At 72.1% G+C, this 16,370-nt stretch carries 10 protein-coding genes and 7 pseudogenes; 15 read left to right on the top strand and 2 right to left on the bottom strand.

The annotated features are described in order from the left end of the window. Positions 1 to 3: 3 nt before the first annotated feature. The 12 genes and pseudogenes from pdxS to MF408_RS23310 all read left to right on the top strand — a co-directional run bounded on the left by pdxS (position 4) and on the right by MF408_RS23310 (position 11,076). Positions 4 to 896 (top strand): annotated as a pseudogene (gene pdxS, locus MF408_RS23365) (pyridoxal 5'-phosphate synthase lyase subunit PdxS). Then, positions 890 to 1,475 (top strand): annotated as a pseudogene (gene pdxT / locus MF408_RS23360) (pyridoxal 5'-phosphate synthase glutaminase subunit PdxT). The pseudogenes pdxS and pdxT overlap by 7 nt, the downstream one beginning before the upstream one ends. A 46-nt stretch (positions 1,476 to 1,521) precedes the next feature. Next, on the top strand, positions 1,522 to 2,289 hold the full coding sequence (locus MF408_RS23355) for a YebC/PmpR family DNA-binding transcriptional regulator (protein WP_240249591.1): 768 nt from the start codon (positions 1,522 to 1,524) through the stop codon (positions 2,287 to 2,289). A 98-nt stretch (positions 2,290 to 2,387) separates the two neighbouring features. Continuing rightward, complete coding sequence (gene ruvC, locus MF408_RS23350) at positions 2,388 to 2,909, top strand: crossover junction endodeoxyribonuclease RuvC (protein WP_240249590.1); 522 nt, start codon at positions 2,388 to 2,390, stop codon at positions 2,907 to 2,909. A 4-nt stretch (positions 2,910 to 2,913) separates the two neighbouring features. Beyond that, a pseudogene (gene ruvA, locus MF408_RS23345) lies at positions 2,914 to 3,518 on the top strand (Holliday junction branch migration protein RuvA). A gap of 19 nt (positions 3,519 to 3,537) precedes the next feature. Then, positions 3,538 to 4,597: pseudogene (ruvB, locus tag MF408_RS23340) on the top strand (Holliday junction branch migration DNA helicase RuvB). Positions 4,598 to 4,747: 150 nt separating this feature from the next. Further along, positions 4,748 to 5,080 (top strand): preprotein translocase subunit YajC, encoded by a 333-nt coding sequence (yajC, locus tag MF408_RS23335; RefSeq protein WP_240249589.1) that lies wholly within the window; start codon positions 4,748 to 4,750, stop codon positions 5,078 to 5,080. Between the two features lie 83 nt (positions 5,081 to 5,163). Then, the gene (locus MF408_RS23330; RefSeq protein ID WP_240249588.1) at positions 5,164 to 5,871 is read left to right on the top strand and encodes a hypothetical protein; all 708 of its coding nucleotides are present in this window, start codon (positions 5,164 to 5,166) and stop codon (positions 5,869 to 5,871) included. Continuing rightward, positions 5,825 to 6,877 (top strand): protein translocase subunit SecD, encoded by a 1,053-nt coding sequence (gene secD, locus MF408_RS23325; RefSeq protein WP_345893978.1) that lies wholly within the window; start codon positions 5,825 to 5,827, stop codon positions 6,875 to 6,877. Before MF408_RS23330 ends, secD begins: the two co-directional genes overlap by 47 nt. Next, positions 6,877 to 8,184: a protein translocase subunit SecF gene (gene secF / locus MF408_RS23320; protein WP_240249587.1), complete on the top strand. Its 1,308-nt coding sequence runs from the start codon at positions 6,877 to 6,879 to the stop codon at positions 8,182 to 8,184. Before secD ends, secF begins: the two co-directional genes overlap by 1 nt. Further along, a complete protein-coding gene (locus tag MF408_RS23315) occupies positions 8,136 to 8,702 on the top strand; it encodes an adenine phosphoribosyltransferase (protein WP_240249586.1) in 567 nt (188 codons plus the stop codon). The genes secF and MF408_RS23315 overlap by 49 nt, the downstream gene beginning before the upstream one ends. A 22-nt stretch (positions 8,703 to 8,724) precedes the next feature. Next, positions 8,725 to 11,076 (top strand): annotated as a pseudogene (locus MF408_RS23310) (bifunctional (p)ppGpp synthetase/guanosine-3',5'-bis(diphosphate) 3'-pyrophosphohydrolase). A 5-nt stretch (positions 11,077 to 11,081) separates the two neighbouring features. Here the strand turns inward: MF408_RS23310 and MF408_RS27470 are convergent. Further along, positions 11,082 to 11,330, bottom strand: coding sequence for a hypothetical protein (locus MF408_RS27470; RefSeq protein ID WP_345893802.1), 249 nt, complete (start codon positions 11,328 to 11,330; stop codon positions 11,082 to 11,084). Then, on the bottom strand, positions 11,296 to 12,336 hold the full coding sequence (locus tag MF408_RS23305; protein WP_345893801.1) for a DUF349 domain-containing protein: 1,041 nt from the start codon (positions 12,334 to 12,336) through the stop codon (positions 11,296 to 11,298). The genes MF408_RS27470 and MF408_RS23305 overlap by 35 nt, the downstream gene beginning before the upstream one ends. Positions 12,337 to 12,431: 95 nt before the next feature. Between MF408_RS23305 and MF408_RS23300 the strand changes: the two genes are divergently transcribed. The 3 genes and pseudogenes from MF408_RS23300 (at position 12,432) to aspS (ending at position 16,284) form a co-directional block, all read left to right on the top strand. Continuing rightward, positions 12,432 to 13,151 (top strand): MBL fold metallo-hydrolase, encoded by a 720-nt coding sequence (locus tag MF408_RS23300; RefSeq protein WP_240249585.1) that lies wholly within the window; start codon positions 12,432 to 12,434, stop codon positions 13,149 to 13,151. Positions 13,152 to 13,154: 3 nt separating this feature from the next. After that, a pseudogene (hisS, locus tag MF408_RS23295) lies at positions 13,155 to 14,520 on the top strand (histidine--tRNA ligase). Then, positions 14,517 to 16,284: pseudogene (gene aspS / locus MF408_RS23285) on the top strand (aspartate--tRNA ligase). The pseudogenes hisS and aspS overlap by 4 nt, the downstream one beginning before the upstream one ends. Positions 16,285 to 16,370 lie beyond the last annotated feature (86 nt).

The following is a 16,370-nucleotide window of genomic DNA, read 5'->3' as shown; positions in this document are numbered from 1 at the left end:
GCCATGAGCGAGCAGCACGAGCAGGGCACCACGCGGGTCAAGCGGGGCATGGCCGAGATGCTCAAGGGTGGCGTCATCATGGACGTCGTCACCCCCGAGCAGGCGAAGATCGCCGAGGACGCCGGCGCCGTGGCGGTGATGGCGCTGGAGCGGGTGCCGGCCGACATCCGGGCGCAGGGCGGCGTCTCCCGGATGAGCGACCCCGACATGATCGACGGCATCATCGAGGCCGTCTCGATCCCGGTGATGGCCAAGGCGCGGATCGGCCACTTCGCCGAGGCCCAGGTGCTGCAGAGCCTCGGCGTCGACTACGTCGACGAGTCCGAGGTGCTCACGCCCGCCGACTACGAGAACCACATCGACAAGTGGGCGTTCACCGTGCCGTTCGTGTGCGGGGCGACCAACCTCGGCGAGGCGCTGCGCCGGATCACCGAGGGCGCGGCGATGATCCGCTCCAAGGGCGAGGCCGGCACCGGCGACGTGTCCAACGCGGTGACCCACATGCGCACCATCCGCCGCGAGATCCGCCGGCTCGGGTCGCTCGCGGACGACGAGCTGTACGTCGCGGCGAAGGAGCTCCAGGCGCCGTACGACCTGGTCGTCGAGGTGGCGCGAAGCGGCGGGCTGCCGGTCGTGCTGTTCACCGCCGGCGGCATCGCCACCCCGCCGACGCGGCGATGATGATGCAGCTCGGCGCTGAGGGCGTCTTCGTCGGCTCGGGCATCTTCAAGTCCGGCAACCCGGCCCAGCGGGCCGAGGCGATCGTCAAGGCGACGACGTTCCACGACGACCCCGACGTCGTCGCGAAGGTCTCCCGCGGGCTCGGCGAGGCGATGGTCGGCATCAACGTCGAGGAGCTGCCGCAGCCGCACCGGCTCGCCGAGCGCGGCTGGTGACGACCCCGGCCGTCGGCGTCCTCGCGCTCCAGGGCGACGTCCGCGAGCACCTGACGGTCCTGACGGCCCTCGGCGTCGACGCCTTCTCCGTACGGCGGCCGGAGGAGCTCGCCCGCTGCGACGGCCTCGTGCTGCCGGGCGGCGAGTCCACGACGATGGCCAAGCTCGCCCGCACCTTCGGCCTGCTCGACCCCCTGCGGGAGCGGGTCCGGGACGGAATGCCCGCCTTCGGCACCTGCGCGGGGATGATCCTCCTCGCCGACCGGATCGTCGACGGCGCCGAGGGCCAGGAGACCGTCGGCGGCCTCGACGTCACGGTGCGCCGCAACGCGTTCGGCCGCCAGGTCGACTCGTTCGAGGCCGACCTCGCCGTCGCCGGGCTCGACGAGCCGGTGCACGCCAGTTTTCATCCGGGCCCCCTGGGTGGAGGCGGTGGGCGACGGGGTGGAGGTGCTCGCCGAGGCGGCCGGCCACCCGGTCGCCGTACGCCAGGACCGGCTGCTGGCGACGTCTTTCCACCCCGAGGTCGCCGACGAGGGCCGGGTGCACCGGCTCTTCCTGGATCTGGTCCGGCGGTAGACTCGCCCGCCGGTAGCGAGTCGAAGCACTGCGGGAAGAGGGACTGATGTCAGGCCACTCCAAGTGGGCGACCACGAAGCACAAGAAGGCGGTCATCGACGCCCGCCGGGGCAAGCTGTTCGCCAAGCTGATCAAGAACATCGAGGTCGCCGCGAAGTCCGGTGGTCCCGACCCCGCCGGCAACCCGACCCTCTACGACGCCATCCAGAAGGCCAAGAAGCAGTCGGTCCCCAACGACAACATCGACCGGGCGGTCAAGCGCGGCGGCGGGCTCGACGGCGGCGCGGTGGCCTACGAGACGATCATGTACGAGGTCTACGGCCCGCAGGGGGTGGCCCTCCTCGTCGAGTGCCTCACCGACAACCGCAACCGTGCCGCGATGGAGGTCCGCACCGCGGTCACCCGCAACGGCGGCACGATGGCCGACCCGGGCTCGGTCTCGCGGCTGTTCAACCGCAAGGGCGTCGTGGTCGTGCCCAAGGCGCAGGAGGGGAAGGAGGTCACCGAGGACGACGTCCTCGAGGCCACCCTCGACGCCGGCGCCGAGGAGGTCGTCGACCTCGGGGAGTCGTTCGAGGTGCAGTCGGAGGCCAGCGACGTGGTGGCCGTGCGGACGGCGCTGCAGGCCGCCGGCGTCGACTACGACTCCGCCGAGGTGCAGTTCGTCGCGACGATGGACATCCCGGTGTCCGAGAGCGACGCCGCCGCGAAGGTGATCCGGCTGGTCGACGCGGTCGACGACCTCGACGACGTGCAGAACGTCTACTCCAACGCCGACATCCCCGACGACGTCCTCGAGACCGTCGACGCCTGACGCGCCGCCCGCCCCGCGTGTCCTTCGCCGGTCGCGCCGGGGCGCGCGATAGCCTGCGAACACACGTTCGACAGGCGGCGACGCGGGAGGGTGGCGTGATGCGGGTGCTCGGGATCGACCCCGGCCTGACCCGGTGCGGCACCGGCGTGGTCGAGGGAGCGGTCGGCCGACCGCTGCGGATGGTCGACGTGAGCGTGATCCGGACGTCGTCCGACCTCTCGGTGCCCGAGCGGCTGGTCTCGATCGAGGCCGGGCTGGAGGCGCGGCTCGACGAGTACCGCCCCGACGCCGTCGCCATCGAGCGGATCTTCGCGCGGTCCGACGTCAGCACGATCATGGGCACGGCCCAGGCCGCCGGCGTCGCCATGGTCTGCGCCGCCCGCCGAGGGCTGCCGGTCGCGCTGCACACGCCGAGCGAGGTCAAGGCCGCCGTCTCCGGCAACGGCCGGGCCGACAAGGGGCAGGTGGGCGCCATGGTCACCCGGATCCTCCGGCTCGACGCCGCCCCCCGGCCGGCCGACGCCGCCGACGCGCTCGCGCTCGCCATCACCCACATCTGGCGCGGCGGCGCGCAGGCCCGGATCGACGCCGCCCTCGCCGCCGCAGGGAAGAGGAGATGAACCCGTGATCGCCTACGTCCGCGGCCGGGTGGCCGCGCTCACGCTCTCCAGCGCCGTCGTCGACGTCGGGGAGTGGGCCTCGAGCTGATCTGCACCCCCGGCACGCTCGCCGGCCTCCGTCCCGACGCCGAGGCGACGCTGCCCACCAGCCTCGTGGTCCGCGAGGACTCGATGACGCTGTTCGGCTTCGCCGACGAGGACGAGCGGTCGGTCTTCGAGCTGGTCCAGACCGCGTCGGGCGTCGGCCCCAAGCTCGCCCAGGCGATGCTCGCCGTGCTGTCGCCCGACGACCTGCGCCGCGCCGTGGCCACCGACGACCTCAAGACGCTCACCCGGGTGCCGGGCATCGGGCAGAAGGGCGCGCAGCGCATCGTCCTCGAGCTCAAGGACCGCATCGGCGCCCCGACCGGCACCCGCTCGGCCGCGCCGGCGCCCGGTCCGGTGGCCGCCTGGCGCGACCAGGTCCACCAGGGGCTGGTCGGGCTCGGCTGGTCGGCGAAGGACGCCGACCGGGCCGTCGACGCGGTCGCCCCGCAGGCCGAGGCCGACGGTGCCCCGGACGTCGCGGCGCTGCTGCGGGCGGCCCTGCGCACGCTGAGCAAGGCCTGAGCCGGTGCACGAGCACGACCTGGCAGCCGGCGAGGAGGCCCACCTCCGCTCGCTCGTCGCCGCCGAGGCGGAGGGCGACGAGCGTGCCGTCGAGGCGGCGCTGCGTCCGCGCAGCCTCGACGAGGTGGTCGGCCAGGCCCGGGTGCGCGACCAGCTGGGCCTGGTCCTCGAGGCCGCCCGCCAGCGCGGCCGGGCGCCCGACCACGTGCTGCTCTCCGGACCACCCGGGCTGGGCAAGACCACCCTGGCGATGATCATCGCCCACGAGATGAACACCGCGCTGCGGCTCACCAGCGGCCCCGCGATCACCCACGCCGGCGACCTGGCGGCGATCCTCTCCGGGCTCAACGAGGGCGAGGTGCTCTTCGTCGACGAGATCCACCGGATGTCACGGCCGGCCGAGGAGATGCTCTACCTGGCGATGGAGGACTTCCGGGTCGACGTGGTGATCGGGGAAGGGGCCCGGCGCGACCGCGATCCCGCTCGACATCCCGCCGTTCACCCTCGTCGGGGCCACCACCCGCGCCGGGCTGCTCCCGGGGCCGCTGCGCGACCGGTTCGGCTTCACCGCGCACCTCGAGTTCTACGAGCCCGCCGACCTCGACCGGATCGTCCACCGCTCGGCCGGCCTCCTCGGCGTCGACCTGACCGACGAGGGGTCGGCCGAGATCGCCTCCCGCTCGCGCGGGACCCCGCGGATCGCCAACCGGCTGCTCCGCCGGGTCCGCGACTACGCCCAGGTGCGCGCCGACGGCGTCGTCACCCGGCCCGTGGCCGAGGCAGCGCTCGACCTCTACGAGGTCGACCAGCTCGGCCTCGACCGGCTCGACCGGGCCGTGCTCGACGCGCTGTGCCGCCGCTTCGGCGGGGGACCCGTCGGCGTCTCCACCCTCGCGGTCGCGGTGGGCGAGGAGCGCGAGACCGTCGAGGAGGTCGCCGAGCCGTTCCTCGTCCGCAACGGGTTCCTGGCCCGCACCCCACGGGGCCGGATCGCCACCCCGGCGGCCTGGGAGCACCTCGGGCTCACCCCGCCGCCGGCTCCGGCCGAACCCGCTGACCAGACCCTCTTCGACGAGTAGGCTCGATCGGGAACAACGGGTGGGGCCGATTCGTCGGAGTGGTGTGGGCCACGGCTACACTTTCCCGTCGGCCCGCCGCCTGCCCTCCGGCCCTGTCCGGGAACGGGTGGCCCGGCGCCGTACCCCTGCATCCTGCTTGAGAGGTTCCTGGTGGCAGAGCTCGCCCCCTTCCTGTGGATCGTCGCGATCGCAGCGATCTTCTGGTTGCTGATCATCCGACCCGCGTCGCGTCGCCAGAAGCAGATCGCGCAGGTCCAGGCGTCGGTCACCGTCGGCGACGAGGTGGTCCTGACGTCCGGGATCTTCGGCACCATCACCGAGACCGCCGACGCGCACGTCATGGTCGAGGTCGCGCCCGGCACCGCCATCAAGGTCGCCCGCGGCGCCATCGGCCAGGTCGTCCCCGACGAGCTCGCCCCGGACATCGCCGACCCGGAGGCCGTCGAGGTCTCCGACGACAACCAGAAGGAAGGCGAGCGCTGAGATGGCCGCCCGTCGTCAGCGGCCCGGCCGCGCCCCTCATCGCGTTCTTCGCAGGCGTCGCGATCCTCTTCGGGCTGGTCGCCATGGCCGGCACCTGGAAGCCCTCCCTCGGTCTCGACCTGCAGGGCGGCCTCCGGATCACGCTCACCGCGCTCGACAACCCGAGCGAGGAGAGCCTCGAGGAGGCGCGCCGGATCATCGACCAGCGCGTCAACGGCTCCGGCGTCGTCGAGGCGGAGGTGACCGCCCAGTCCGGTGAGTTCATCGTCGTCGAGATCCCGGGCTCCACCGAGAACCGGCGCCAGATGGAGGAGCTCGTCAAGCGGCAGGCGCAGCTGAGGTTCCGGCTGGTCGCGTGCTCCGACCAGGCTCCCGGCCCGTGCGCCACCGGCGGCGGCAACGTCCCGATGGGCCGCGCCCCGCTCGACCTGCGGTCCACGGCCACGGAGGAGCCGACCGGCTCGGAGACCCCGGACGGCAACGCCGACCAGCCCACCGACGGGCCGAGCGGCCAGCCGACCGACCAGCCGACCGACGGGCCGGCGACCGACAGCACCGTCGTCGTCCCGCCGGAGGGCGAGGACGCCGAGGGCGGCCAGGGCGGCGTACGCACCGCCGAGGACGAGCTGCAGTGGATCAACAGCCCCGACCCGCAGTCGGTCCAGCTCTTCAACGAGCTCCAGTGCACCCCCCGACGGCACCCTCGTCCGCCCCACCCAGGGCGGCGGCACCGAGCCGGCCGACATCGAGGACGACCCCGACCAGCCGCTGGTCGCCTGCGAGGTCCGTGACGACGACGCCGTCATCAAGTACCTCCTCTCCCGGTCGGTCATCGAGGGCACCGAGCTCGACGACGCCGACCACGGCATCCCGCAGGGTGAGGTCGAGTGGAGCGTCAACCTCGACATCGGCAACGACAAGAGCAAGGCGCGCCCGGAGGGCTCCACCGGCGGCGAGGACGACTTCGAGACGATCTCCCGCGCGCTGGTCGCGTCCGGCGGCCAGTTCGCCGTCGTGCTCGACGGCCAGGTGCTGTCGGCGCCCACCATGGAAGCCGCGATCACCGACGGTCGGTCGCGGATCACCGGTGACTTCACCGAGGAGTCCGCCCGCGACCTGGCCAACAGCCTCCGGTTCGGCGCGCTCCCGATCGCGTTCGAGAAGGACGCCACCACCGACGACATCGGCCCGTCGCTTGCCGGTGACCAGCTGACGGCCGGGCTCACCGCGGGCGGCATCGGCCTCGCGCTGGTGATGATCTACTGCCTGCTCTACTACCGCGGCCTCGGCACGGTGGTGTTCGCGTCCCTGCTGATCGCGGCCGCGATCACCTACGCCACGGTGCTCCTGCTGAGCGAGACGGCCGGCTTCACCCTGACCCTGCCCGGCATCGCGGGCTTCATCATCGCGGTCGGCGTGGTCGCGGACTCGTTCATCATCTACTTCGAACGGATCCGCGACGAGATGCGCGAGGGCAAGTCGATGCGGGTCGCGGTGGAGACGGGCTGGGCGCGTGCCCGGGTGACCCGGTTCGCGGCCAACACCGTCAACCTGCTCGCCGCGCTGATCCTCTACATCTTCGCCACCGGCGCGGTGAAGGGCTTCGGCTTCGCGCTCGGCCTCTCCACGCTGATCGACCTCGCGGTGCTGTTCTGGTTCACCAAGCCGATGGTGTCGTGGCTCGCCCGCTTCAAGGCGTTCAACTCCGGCCACCGGCTCTCCGGTCTCAGCCCGGAGACCCTGGGCATCGACGCCCCCAAACCCCGCAAGCCCGCGACCGCCGGAGGTGCTGCCTGATGGGCAAGATGTCGAGGCTCGGCAACGACCTCTACAACGGGCGGAAGTCGATCGACTTCATGGGCCGCCGTGCCCTCTGGTACGGCATCAGCGTCCTGCTGGTCGGGCTCGCTGTCACCGCGGTCGCGGTGAAGGGGCTCAACTTCGGCGTGGAGTTCACCGGCGGCACCGAGCTCCAGGTCACCCTGGCGCAGGGCGTCGACCAGGACGACGCCGACCGCCTCCGCGAGGCGGTCGCCGACGCCGAGATCGAGAACGCCGAGAACCCGACCGTCACCACGGCCGGCAGCAACTCGCTCGTGCTCACGACCGAGGACCTCGACGACGCCGAGGAGGAGGAGGCGCGGTCGATCATCGTCGACCTCTTCCCGGCGATCGACGAGACGCGGGACGTCTCCGTGCGTGACGTCGGCCCGAGCTGGGGCGCGGAGATCGCCGAGCGCGCGCTCATCGGTGTCGTCGTGTTCCTCGTGCTCGTGATGCTCTTCATCTGGGGCTACTTCCGCGAGTGGAAGATGTCGGTCGCGGCGATCGCTGCGCTCGCGCACGACGTGGCGATCACCATCGGTGTCTACGCGATGTCCGGCTTCCAGGTCACGCCGTCGGCCGTGACCGGTGTGCTGGCGATCCTCGGCTTCTCGCTCTACGACACCGTCGTCGTGTTCGACAAGGTTCGTGAGAACACCACGACCTTCCACAAGAACACCCGGTCCTACTCCGACGAGGCCAACCTGGCGGTCAACCAGACGCTGGTCCGGTCGATCAACACCAGCATCGTGGCGCTGATCCCGATCGGCGCGATCCTCTACGTCAGCACCGCCCAGCTCGGCGCCAGCTCGCTGCAGGACCTCGCGCTTGCCCAGTTCGTCGGCATGGCCGCCGGCGTCTACTCCTCGGTCATGCTGGCCCCGCGGATCCTGGTCCACCTCAAGTCGACCGAGACCGAGGTCAAGGAGCAGGCCCGCCGGGCGCGCGCCAAGAAGCGGGCGCTGGCCGACCGCTACGCCACCGTGCCGGCGTTCACCGAGGACCTCCCGGTGGCCGACCGCGGGCGCGACGAGGACCCGGAGCTCGAGCTCTACGACGATGAGGGAGGACCTCGACGACGACCGTCCGGCCACCGGGCCGTCGTCGAGCGCCGCCGTCGGCAAGGGCCGGGTCGCCCCGACCCAGGCCCGGCCGGTCGCACCGAGCACGAGCTCGGGGCGGCAGCAGCCGGTCCGCCAGCCGCGCTCCAAGCGCGGCAAGAGGTAGCGGGGTGGCGGCGCCGGACGCGCGGTCGGCGGTCGCCGAGGCCGGTGAGGTGATCGCGCGGCTGGTCCGCGACGTGCCCGACTTCCCCGAGCCGGGGGTCGTGTTCAAGGACATCACGCCGCTGCTCGCCGACGCCGACGGCTTCCGGGCGGTCGTCGCGGCCCTGGCGGAGCCGGGCCGCGGCCACGACGGGCGACCGGTGGTCGACAAGGTCGCCGCGATCGAGGCGCGCGGGTTCATCCTGGGGGCGCCGGTCGCGCTCGACCTCGACGTCGGGTTCGTGCCGGTCCGCAAGCAGGGCAAGCTGCCCGGTGAGACCCACGCCGCGTCGTACGCCCTCGAGTACGGCGAGGCGACGATCGAGGTGCACCAGGACGGCATCCTCCCCGGCGACCGGGTGCTCCTCGTCGACGACGTGCTCGCCACCGGCGGCACCGCCCGCGCGGCCCGCGAGCTGGTCGAGCGCAGCGGCGGCGAGGTCGTCGCGCTGGCCGTGCTGCTCGAGCTCTCCTTCCTTTCCGGACGAGCGGTGATCGAGGACCTGCGGCTGACGTCCCTGGCGACGGTGTGAGCCGGCGGTCCGCCTAGACTTCCTGCATGACCGAGGAACGGGCCCCGCAGCGGCCGGTTCCCGTGCGCCCGGCGGAGGTCCCGGCGGTCACCAGCGACACCGGGAGCGGCCCTCGGGGCATGCGCGCGCGGCTTGCCCGGATGGGCAGCCGCGGCCAGACCTCCAACCCGGTCCTCGAGCCGCTCTTCCGGGCCGTGCGCGCCAACCACCCCAAGGCCGACCTGGCCCTCCTCGAGCGCGCCTACACCACCGCCGAGCGCCTCCACGGCACCCAGATGCGCAAGAGTGGCGACCCCTACATCACCCACCCGCTCGCCGTGACGACCATCCTCGCCGGCATCGGGATGACCGAGCCCACCCTGGTCGCCGCGCTCCTCCACGACACGGTCGAGGACACGCCGTACACCCTCGACGAGTGCCGCCGCGACTTCGGCGACGAGGTCGCGCGGCTGGTCGACGGCGTCACCAAGCTCGACAAGGTCGTCTACGGCGACTCCGCCCAGGCGGAGACCATCCGCAAGATGATCGTGGCGATGTCGCGCGACATCCGGGTGCTCGTCATCAAGCTCGCCGACCGGCTCCACAACATGCGCACGCTGCGCTACGTGCCGCAGAAGAGCCAGGAGCGCACCGCCCGCGAGACGCTCGACATCTACGCCCCGCTCGCCCACCGGCTCGGCATGAACACGATCAAGTGGGAGCTCGAGGACCTGGCGTTCGCGACTCTCCACCCGAAGATCTACGACGAGATCGTGCGGATGGTGGCCGAGCGGGCCCCCCTCGCGCGACCAGTTCCTCGCCGAGGTGATCAGCCAGGTCGAGAAGGACCTGCGCGAGGCGAAGATCAAGGCGACCGTCACCGGCCGGCCCAAGCACTACTACTCGATCTACCAGAAGATGATCGTCGGAGGTCGCGACTTCTCCGACATCTACGACCTGGTCGGCATCCGGATCCTGGTCCAGGAGGACCGGGACTGCTACGCCGTCCTCGGCGTCCTCCACTCGCGGTGGAACCCGGTGCTCGGCCGGTTCAAGGACTACGTCGCGATGCCGAAGTTCAACATGTACCAGTCGCTGCACACGACGGTCATCGGCCCACAGGGCAAGCCGGTCGAGATGCAGATCCGCACCTTCGCCATGCACCGGCGGGCGGAGTACGGCGTCGCGGCGCACTGGAAGTACAAGGAGGACGGCCGGTCGGGTGCCGACACGGGCAGCAAGGAGCGCGGCGGCAGCGGCCCGTCCGGGGACGACATGTCGTGGGTGCGCCAGCTCCTCGACTGGCAGAGCGAGGTCGAGGACCCGGGGGAGTTCCTCGAGTCGCTGCGGTTCGAGATCAACCAGACCGAGACCTACGTCTTCACCCCGCGCGGCGACGTGATCGCCCTGCCGTCCGGGTCCACCCCCGTCGACTTCGCGTACGCCGTCCACACCGAGGTCGGCCACCACACGATCGGGGCGCGGGTCAACGGGCGGCTGGTGCCACTGGAGTCGACGCTGGAGAACGGCGACGTCGTCGAGGTGTTCACGTCGAAGTCGCCGACCGCCGGCCCCTCGCGCGACTGGCTCAACTTCGTGAAGTCGCAGCGCGCCCGCTCCAAGATCAAGCAGTGGTTCACCAAGGAGCGGCGCGAGGAGGCGATCGAGCACGGCAAGGACCAGATCGCCAAGCTGATGCGCAAGGAGGGGCTGCCGCTCAAGCGGCTGCTCACCCACGACTCGCTGACCCTGGTCGCCGAGCACTTCCGCCTGGCCGACGTCTCCCGCGCTCTACGCCGCCGTCGGCGAGGGCAACCTCGGGGCGCAGACCGTCGTGCGCAAGGTGATCGAGATCCACGGCGGCGACGAGGGCGCCCAGGAGGACCTCGCCGAGGCCGTCACGATCACCGGCCGGCCCCGCCGGCCCAGCCGGATCTCCTCCGGCAGCGGCGCCGGTGTGGTCGTGAAGGGTGCCCCGGACGTCTGGGTCAAGCTCGCGAAGTGCTGCACGCCGGTGCCGCCGGACCCGATTCTCGGCTTCGTCACCAAGGGCGGTGGGGTGTCGGTCCACCGCAAGGACTGCACCAATGCCGCCGACCTGATGTCACAGCCGGAGAAGGTGCTCGAGGTCGAGTGGGCCCCGACCGGCCAGACGACGTTCCTCGTCAACATCCAGGTGGAGGCGCTCGACCGCTCGCGGCTGCTCTCCGACATCACGATGGTGCTCTCCGACGCCCACCTCAACATCCTGTCGGCCAACCTCACCACCACGCGTGACCGAGTCGCCAAGACCCGCTTCACCTTCGAGATGGCCGACGCCAAGCACCTCGACACGGTGCTCAAGGCCGTCCGCGGCATCCCCGGCGTCTTCGACGCCTACCGCGTCACCCAGTAACCGGGTCAGGAGTAGTCGGCGGCGGCGCGGCGGGCCATCTCGAGGAAGGAGCGCCGGCCCTCGAGGTTGTCCTCGAGCTCGCGGACCAACTTCTCGTCACCGGCGGCGCGGGCCTTGTCGAGCCGGGCCTCGATGTCGGCGATGGCGGCCTCGAGCTTGGACACCATGTCGTCGGCGCGGGCGGACTTCTCCGGGTCGGAGCGCCGCCACTGCTCGTCCTCACGCTTGCGGATCGCGTTCTCGACGGCGCGCATCCGCCCCTCGAGCTCCCTTGACCCGGTCGCGGGGGACCTTGCCGGCGGCATCCCAGCGGTCGGCGACGTCGCGGAACGACCGCTTGACCGCGTCGAGGTCGGCGTCGGGACCCTCGAGCGCGGGCAGCAGGGCCTCGGCCTCGACGATCAGCTGCTCCTTCACCTCGGCGTTGGCGGCGAACTCGGCGTCGAGCGCCGCGTTGGCGGCGTCGCGTGCGCCGAAGAAGGTGTCCTGCGCGCCGCGGAACCGCTTCCACAGCTCGTCGTCGACCGCCTTCGGCGCCGGCCCGGCGGCCTTCCACTGGCGCATCAGGTCGCGGTAGCGGCCGGCGGTGGGGCCCCACTCGGTGGAGTCGGCGAGGCTCTCGGCCTCCTTGACCAGGCGCTCCTTGACGACGCGGGCCGCCTCCCGCTTCTCGTCCTGCTCCGCGAAGTGCGCCTTGCGGGCCTTGGTGTACGCCGACCGGGCGGAGGAGAACCGCTTCCACAGGGCGTCGTCGTCGGCCTTGTCGATGCGCGGCAGCTGCTTCCACTCGTCGAGCAGCTCGCGGAGCCGGTTGGCGCCGTGCTTCCAGTCGCGGCCGGAGGCGATCCGCTCGGCCTCCGAGGCGAGCCGCTCCTTCTGCTCGCGGGCCTCGCCGAGCCGGCGGGCCTTCTCGGCCCGGCGCGCCTCCCGCTGGGTGGCGATCACGGGCCCGAGCTCGTCGAGCTTGGCCCCGAGCGCGGCGAGGTCGCCGACCGCGTTGGCGTCGGTCACCTGCGCCCGCACCGTCTTGACCGCCTGCGTCGCCTCCTCGGGGGAGAGGACGCCGGAGTTGACCCGCTTGTGCAGCAGGTCGACCTCGAGCGCGAGCGCGTCGTAGCGGCGGGTGTAGAACGCCAGCGCCTCCTCGGGGGTCGCGTCGGGCATCTGACCGACCGGCCGCTCGCCGTCGGGCGTCCTCACGAAGACGGTGCCGTCGTCGCCGACCCGACCCCAGTCCGTGCTCGTCACAACCAGTTCCATCCTCACCTTGGGAAGCAGAGACACATGCTAGTCATGTACGGCGGCCGCGCACCGGCGGCTGCGGGTCCGAGGTGCCCGACCGATAGGCTGGCTCGGTGCTGATCGCCGGCTTCCCCGCAGGACCCTGGGGCACGAACTGCTACGTCGCGGCCACCTCTGCCGGGGCCGAGTGCGTCGTCATCGACCCCGGGAAGGACGCCGCCCCGGGCGTCGCGGAGCTGGTCCGCGAGCACCGGCTCAAGCCCGTGGCGGTGCTGCTCACCCACGGGCACGTCGACCACATGTGGAGCGTGACCCCGGTCGCCGGCACCTACGACGCCACCGCGTGGATCCACCCCGGCGACCGGCACCTCCTCACCGACCCGATGGCCGGGCTCTCGGCGGAGAGCGCCGCGATGCTCCTCGGCGGGCGCTACGAGTTCACCGAGCCCGACGACGTGCGCGAGCTGGGGGACGGCCAGACGGTCGAGCTCGCCGGGCTGCGGTTCGTCGTCGACCACACCCCGGGCCACACCGAGGGGTCGGTGACCTTCCGGACGCCGTACGAGGCCAGCAGCGACGTCAGCGAGGTCATGTTCTCCGGCGACCTCCTGTTCGCCGGGTCGATCGGCCGCACCGACCTGCCCGGCGGCGACCACCCGACGATGCTGCGCAGCCTGACGACCAAGGTGCTGCCGCTCGCCGACGACGTCGTCGTGCTGCCCGGCCACGGCGACCAGACGTCCATCGGCCGCGAGCGCGCGACCAACCCGTTCCTGCAGCAGCTCCTCGACCCGACCGGGGACACCGCCGCCCGAGCCACCCGGGGCCTCTGACCGATGGCCAGGCCGACGCCGCTCAGCGGCTTCCCCGAGCTGCTGCCCGAACAGCGGATCGTCGAGCAGCAGGTGGTCGACACCCTGCGCGCCACGTTCGAGCTGCACGGCTTCGCGGGGGTCGAGACCCGCGCGGTCGAGCCGCTGGACCAGCTGCTCCGCAAGGGCGACACCTCCAAGGAGGTCTACCTCCTGCGCCGGCTCCACGAGGAGTCGGCCGAGGGCCACGCCGGGCTGGGCCTGCACTTCGACCTGACCGTGCCGTTCGCGCGGTACGTGCTCGAGAACGCCGGCAAGCTGGAGTTCCCGTTCCGGCGCTACCAGATCCAGAAGGCCTGGCGCGGCGAGCGGCCCCAGGAGGGGGCGGTTCCGCGAGTTCACGCAGGCCGACATCGACGTGGTCGGCCGTGACGTGCTGCCGTTCCACCACGACGTCGAGGTGACCCGGGTGATGGTCGACGCGCTCACCCGCCTCGACTTCCTCCCCGGCTTCCGGCTACAGGTCAACAACCGCAAGCTGATCCAGGGCTTCTACGCCGGCCTCGGCATCCCGATGGAGGAGGGCGGCGTCGACGAGGTGATGCGCCTGGTCGACAAGCTCGACAAGCTGCCGGTCGAGAAGGTCCGCGCGCTGCTCCTCGAGGAGGCCGGTCTCGACGGCGACACCGCCGACCGGGTGCTCCGGCTGGCCACGATCCAGGCCACCGACGACTCGTTCGTCGCCACTGTGCGCGGGCTCGGGGTCGAGCACGAGCTGCTCGACGAGGGGTTGGCCGAGCTCGCCGAGCTGGTGCGCGCGTGCGCCGACCTGGTCAGTGACCGGGTGCGGCTGGTCGCCGACCTCTCGATCGCCCGCGGCCTCGACTACTACACCGGCACGGTCTTCGAGACCCGCCTCGACGGCTACGAGTCGCTCGGCTCGATCTGCTCCGGCGGCCGCTACGACGCACTGGCCAGTGACGGTCGCAGCACCTACCCCGGCGTCGGCATCTCGCTCGGCGTCAGCCGGGTGGTCGTGCCGCTGCTGGCCCGCACCGGCCTGGCCGCGGACCGCAAGGTCCCCAGCGCCGTCTACGTCGCGGTGTCCGACGAGCAGACCCGCGCGGCCTCCGACGCCGTCGCCACCGCGCTGCGCGCCCGCGGCATCCCGTGCGAGGTGGCCGCGTCGGCGCAGAAGTTCGGCAAGCAGATCCGCAACGCGGAGCGTCGCGGCATCCCCTACGTGTGGTTCCCGGCCGTCGGCGACGACGGGGCCACGAGCCACGAGGTGAAGGACATCCGGTCCGGAAACCAGGTCGCCGCCGACCCGGCCTCGTGGCAGCCTCCCTCCGAGGACCTCCGACCCCGAATCAAGGAGCAGAACCAGTGATCCGCACCCACGACGCCGGCGCCCTGCGCGCCGAGCACGTCGGCCAGACCATGACCCTCGCCGGCTGGGTGGCCAACCGGCGTGATCACGGGGGAGTGGCGTTCATCGACCTCCGGGAGTCGAGCGGTGTGGTCCAGGTCGTGATCCGCGACGAGGAGGTCGCGCACGCGCTCCGTGCGGAGTACTGCCTGCGGGTCACCGGAGAGGTGGTCGCGCGGCTCGAGGGCAACGAGAACCCCAACCTGCCCACCGGCTCGGTCGAGGTGGTGGCCGCCGAGGTCGAGGTGCTCTCGGCGTCGGCGCCGCTGCCGTTCCCGATCAGCGACCACGTGGAGGTGGGGGGAGGAGGTGCGGCTCAAGCACCGCTACCTCGACCTGCGCCGCACCGGCCCCGGCGCGGCGCTCCGGCTGCGCAGCAAGGTCAACCAGGCGGCCCGCGACGTGCTGCTCGCCCGCGACTTCGTCGAGGTCGAGACGCCCACGCTGACCCGCAGCACGCCCGAGGGCGCCCGCGACTTCCTGGTGCCGGCCCGGCTGCAGCCGGGCAGCTGGTACGCGCTGCCGCAGAGCCCCCAGCTGTTCAAGCAGCTGCTCATGGTGGCGGGCATGGAGCGCTACTTCCAGATCGCCCGCTGCTACCGCGACGAGGACTTCCGTGCCGACCGGCAGCCCGAGTTCACCCAGCTCGACGTCGAGATGAGCTTCGTCGAGCAGGACGACGTGATCGCGCTGTCCGAGGAGATCCTGGCCGCCCTCTGGAGCCTGGTCGGCTACGACGTCCCGCGGCCGATCCCGCGGATCACGTACGCCGAGGCGATGGCCCGCTACGGCTCCGACAAGCCCGACCTGCGGATGGGCCAGGAGCTCGTCGACTGCACCGAGTACTTCGCCGACACGCCGTTCCGGGTGTTCCAGGCGCCGTACGTCGGCGCGGTGGTCATGCCGGGCGGCGCCAGCCAGCCGCGCAAGCAGCTCGACGCCTGGCAGGAGTGGGCCAAGCAGCGCGGTGCCCGCGGCCTGGCCTACGTGCTGGTGCAGGAGGACGGCGAGCTCGGCGGCCCGGTCGCCAAGAACCTCTCCGAGGAGGAGAAGGCCGGCCTCGCGGCCCACGTGGGCGCCCGGCCCGGCGACTGCGTCTTCTTCGCCGCCGGCCTGCCGAAGCCGAGCCGCGGCCTGCTCGGCGCCGCGCGGCTGGAGATCGGTCGCCGCTGCGGCCTGATCGACGAGAGCGCGTGGAGCTTCGTCTGGGTGGTCGACGCCCCGCTGTTCGAGCCGGCCGACGACGCGACCGCGGCGGGCGACGTCGCGGTCGGCAGCGGCGCCTGGACCGCGGTCCACCACGCGTTCACCTCGCCCCAGGACCTCGAGGGCTTCGACCAGGACCCGGGCAACGCCCTCGCCTGGGCCTACGACATCGTCTGCAACGGCAACGAGATCGGCGGCGGCTCGATCCGTATCCACCGCGAGGACGTGCAGAAGCGGGTCTTCGAGGTGATGGGCATCGGCCCCGACGAGGCGCAGGAGAAGTTCGGCTTCCTGCTCGAGGCGTTCAAGTACGGCGCCCCGCCGCACGGCGGCATCGCCTTCGGCTGGGACCGGATCACCGCCCTGCTGGCCGGCAGCGACTCGATCCGCGACGTCATCGCGTTCCCGAAGTCCGGTGGCGGCTACGACCCGCTCACGGCCGCGCCCGCGCCGATCACCCCGGAGCAGCGGAAGGAAGCGGGGGTCGACGCGGTGCCGGAGAAGGACGTCCCGGCCTGACCGGGCGGCGGGCGGACACCTTCCGGCCAGCCAACGAGACCAAACCGTTACCGCCCCGGCATCGATTCGCGTCCGGACTTCGGCCT

Source organism: Nocardioides sp. TF02-7, assembly GCF_022437945.1.
GTDB lineage: Bacteria > Actinomycetota > Actinomycetes > Propionibacteriales > Nocardioidaceae > Nocardioides.
This window is presented reverse-complemented; position numbering and strand designations above follow the sequence as displayed.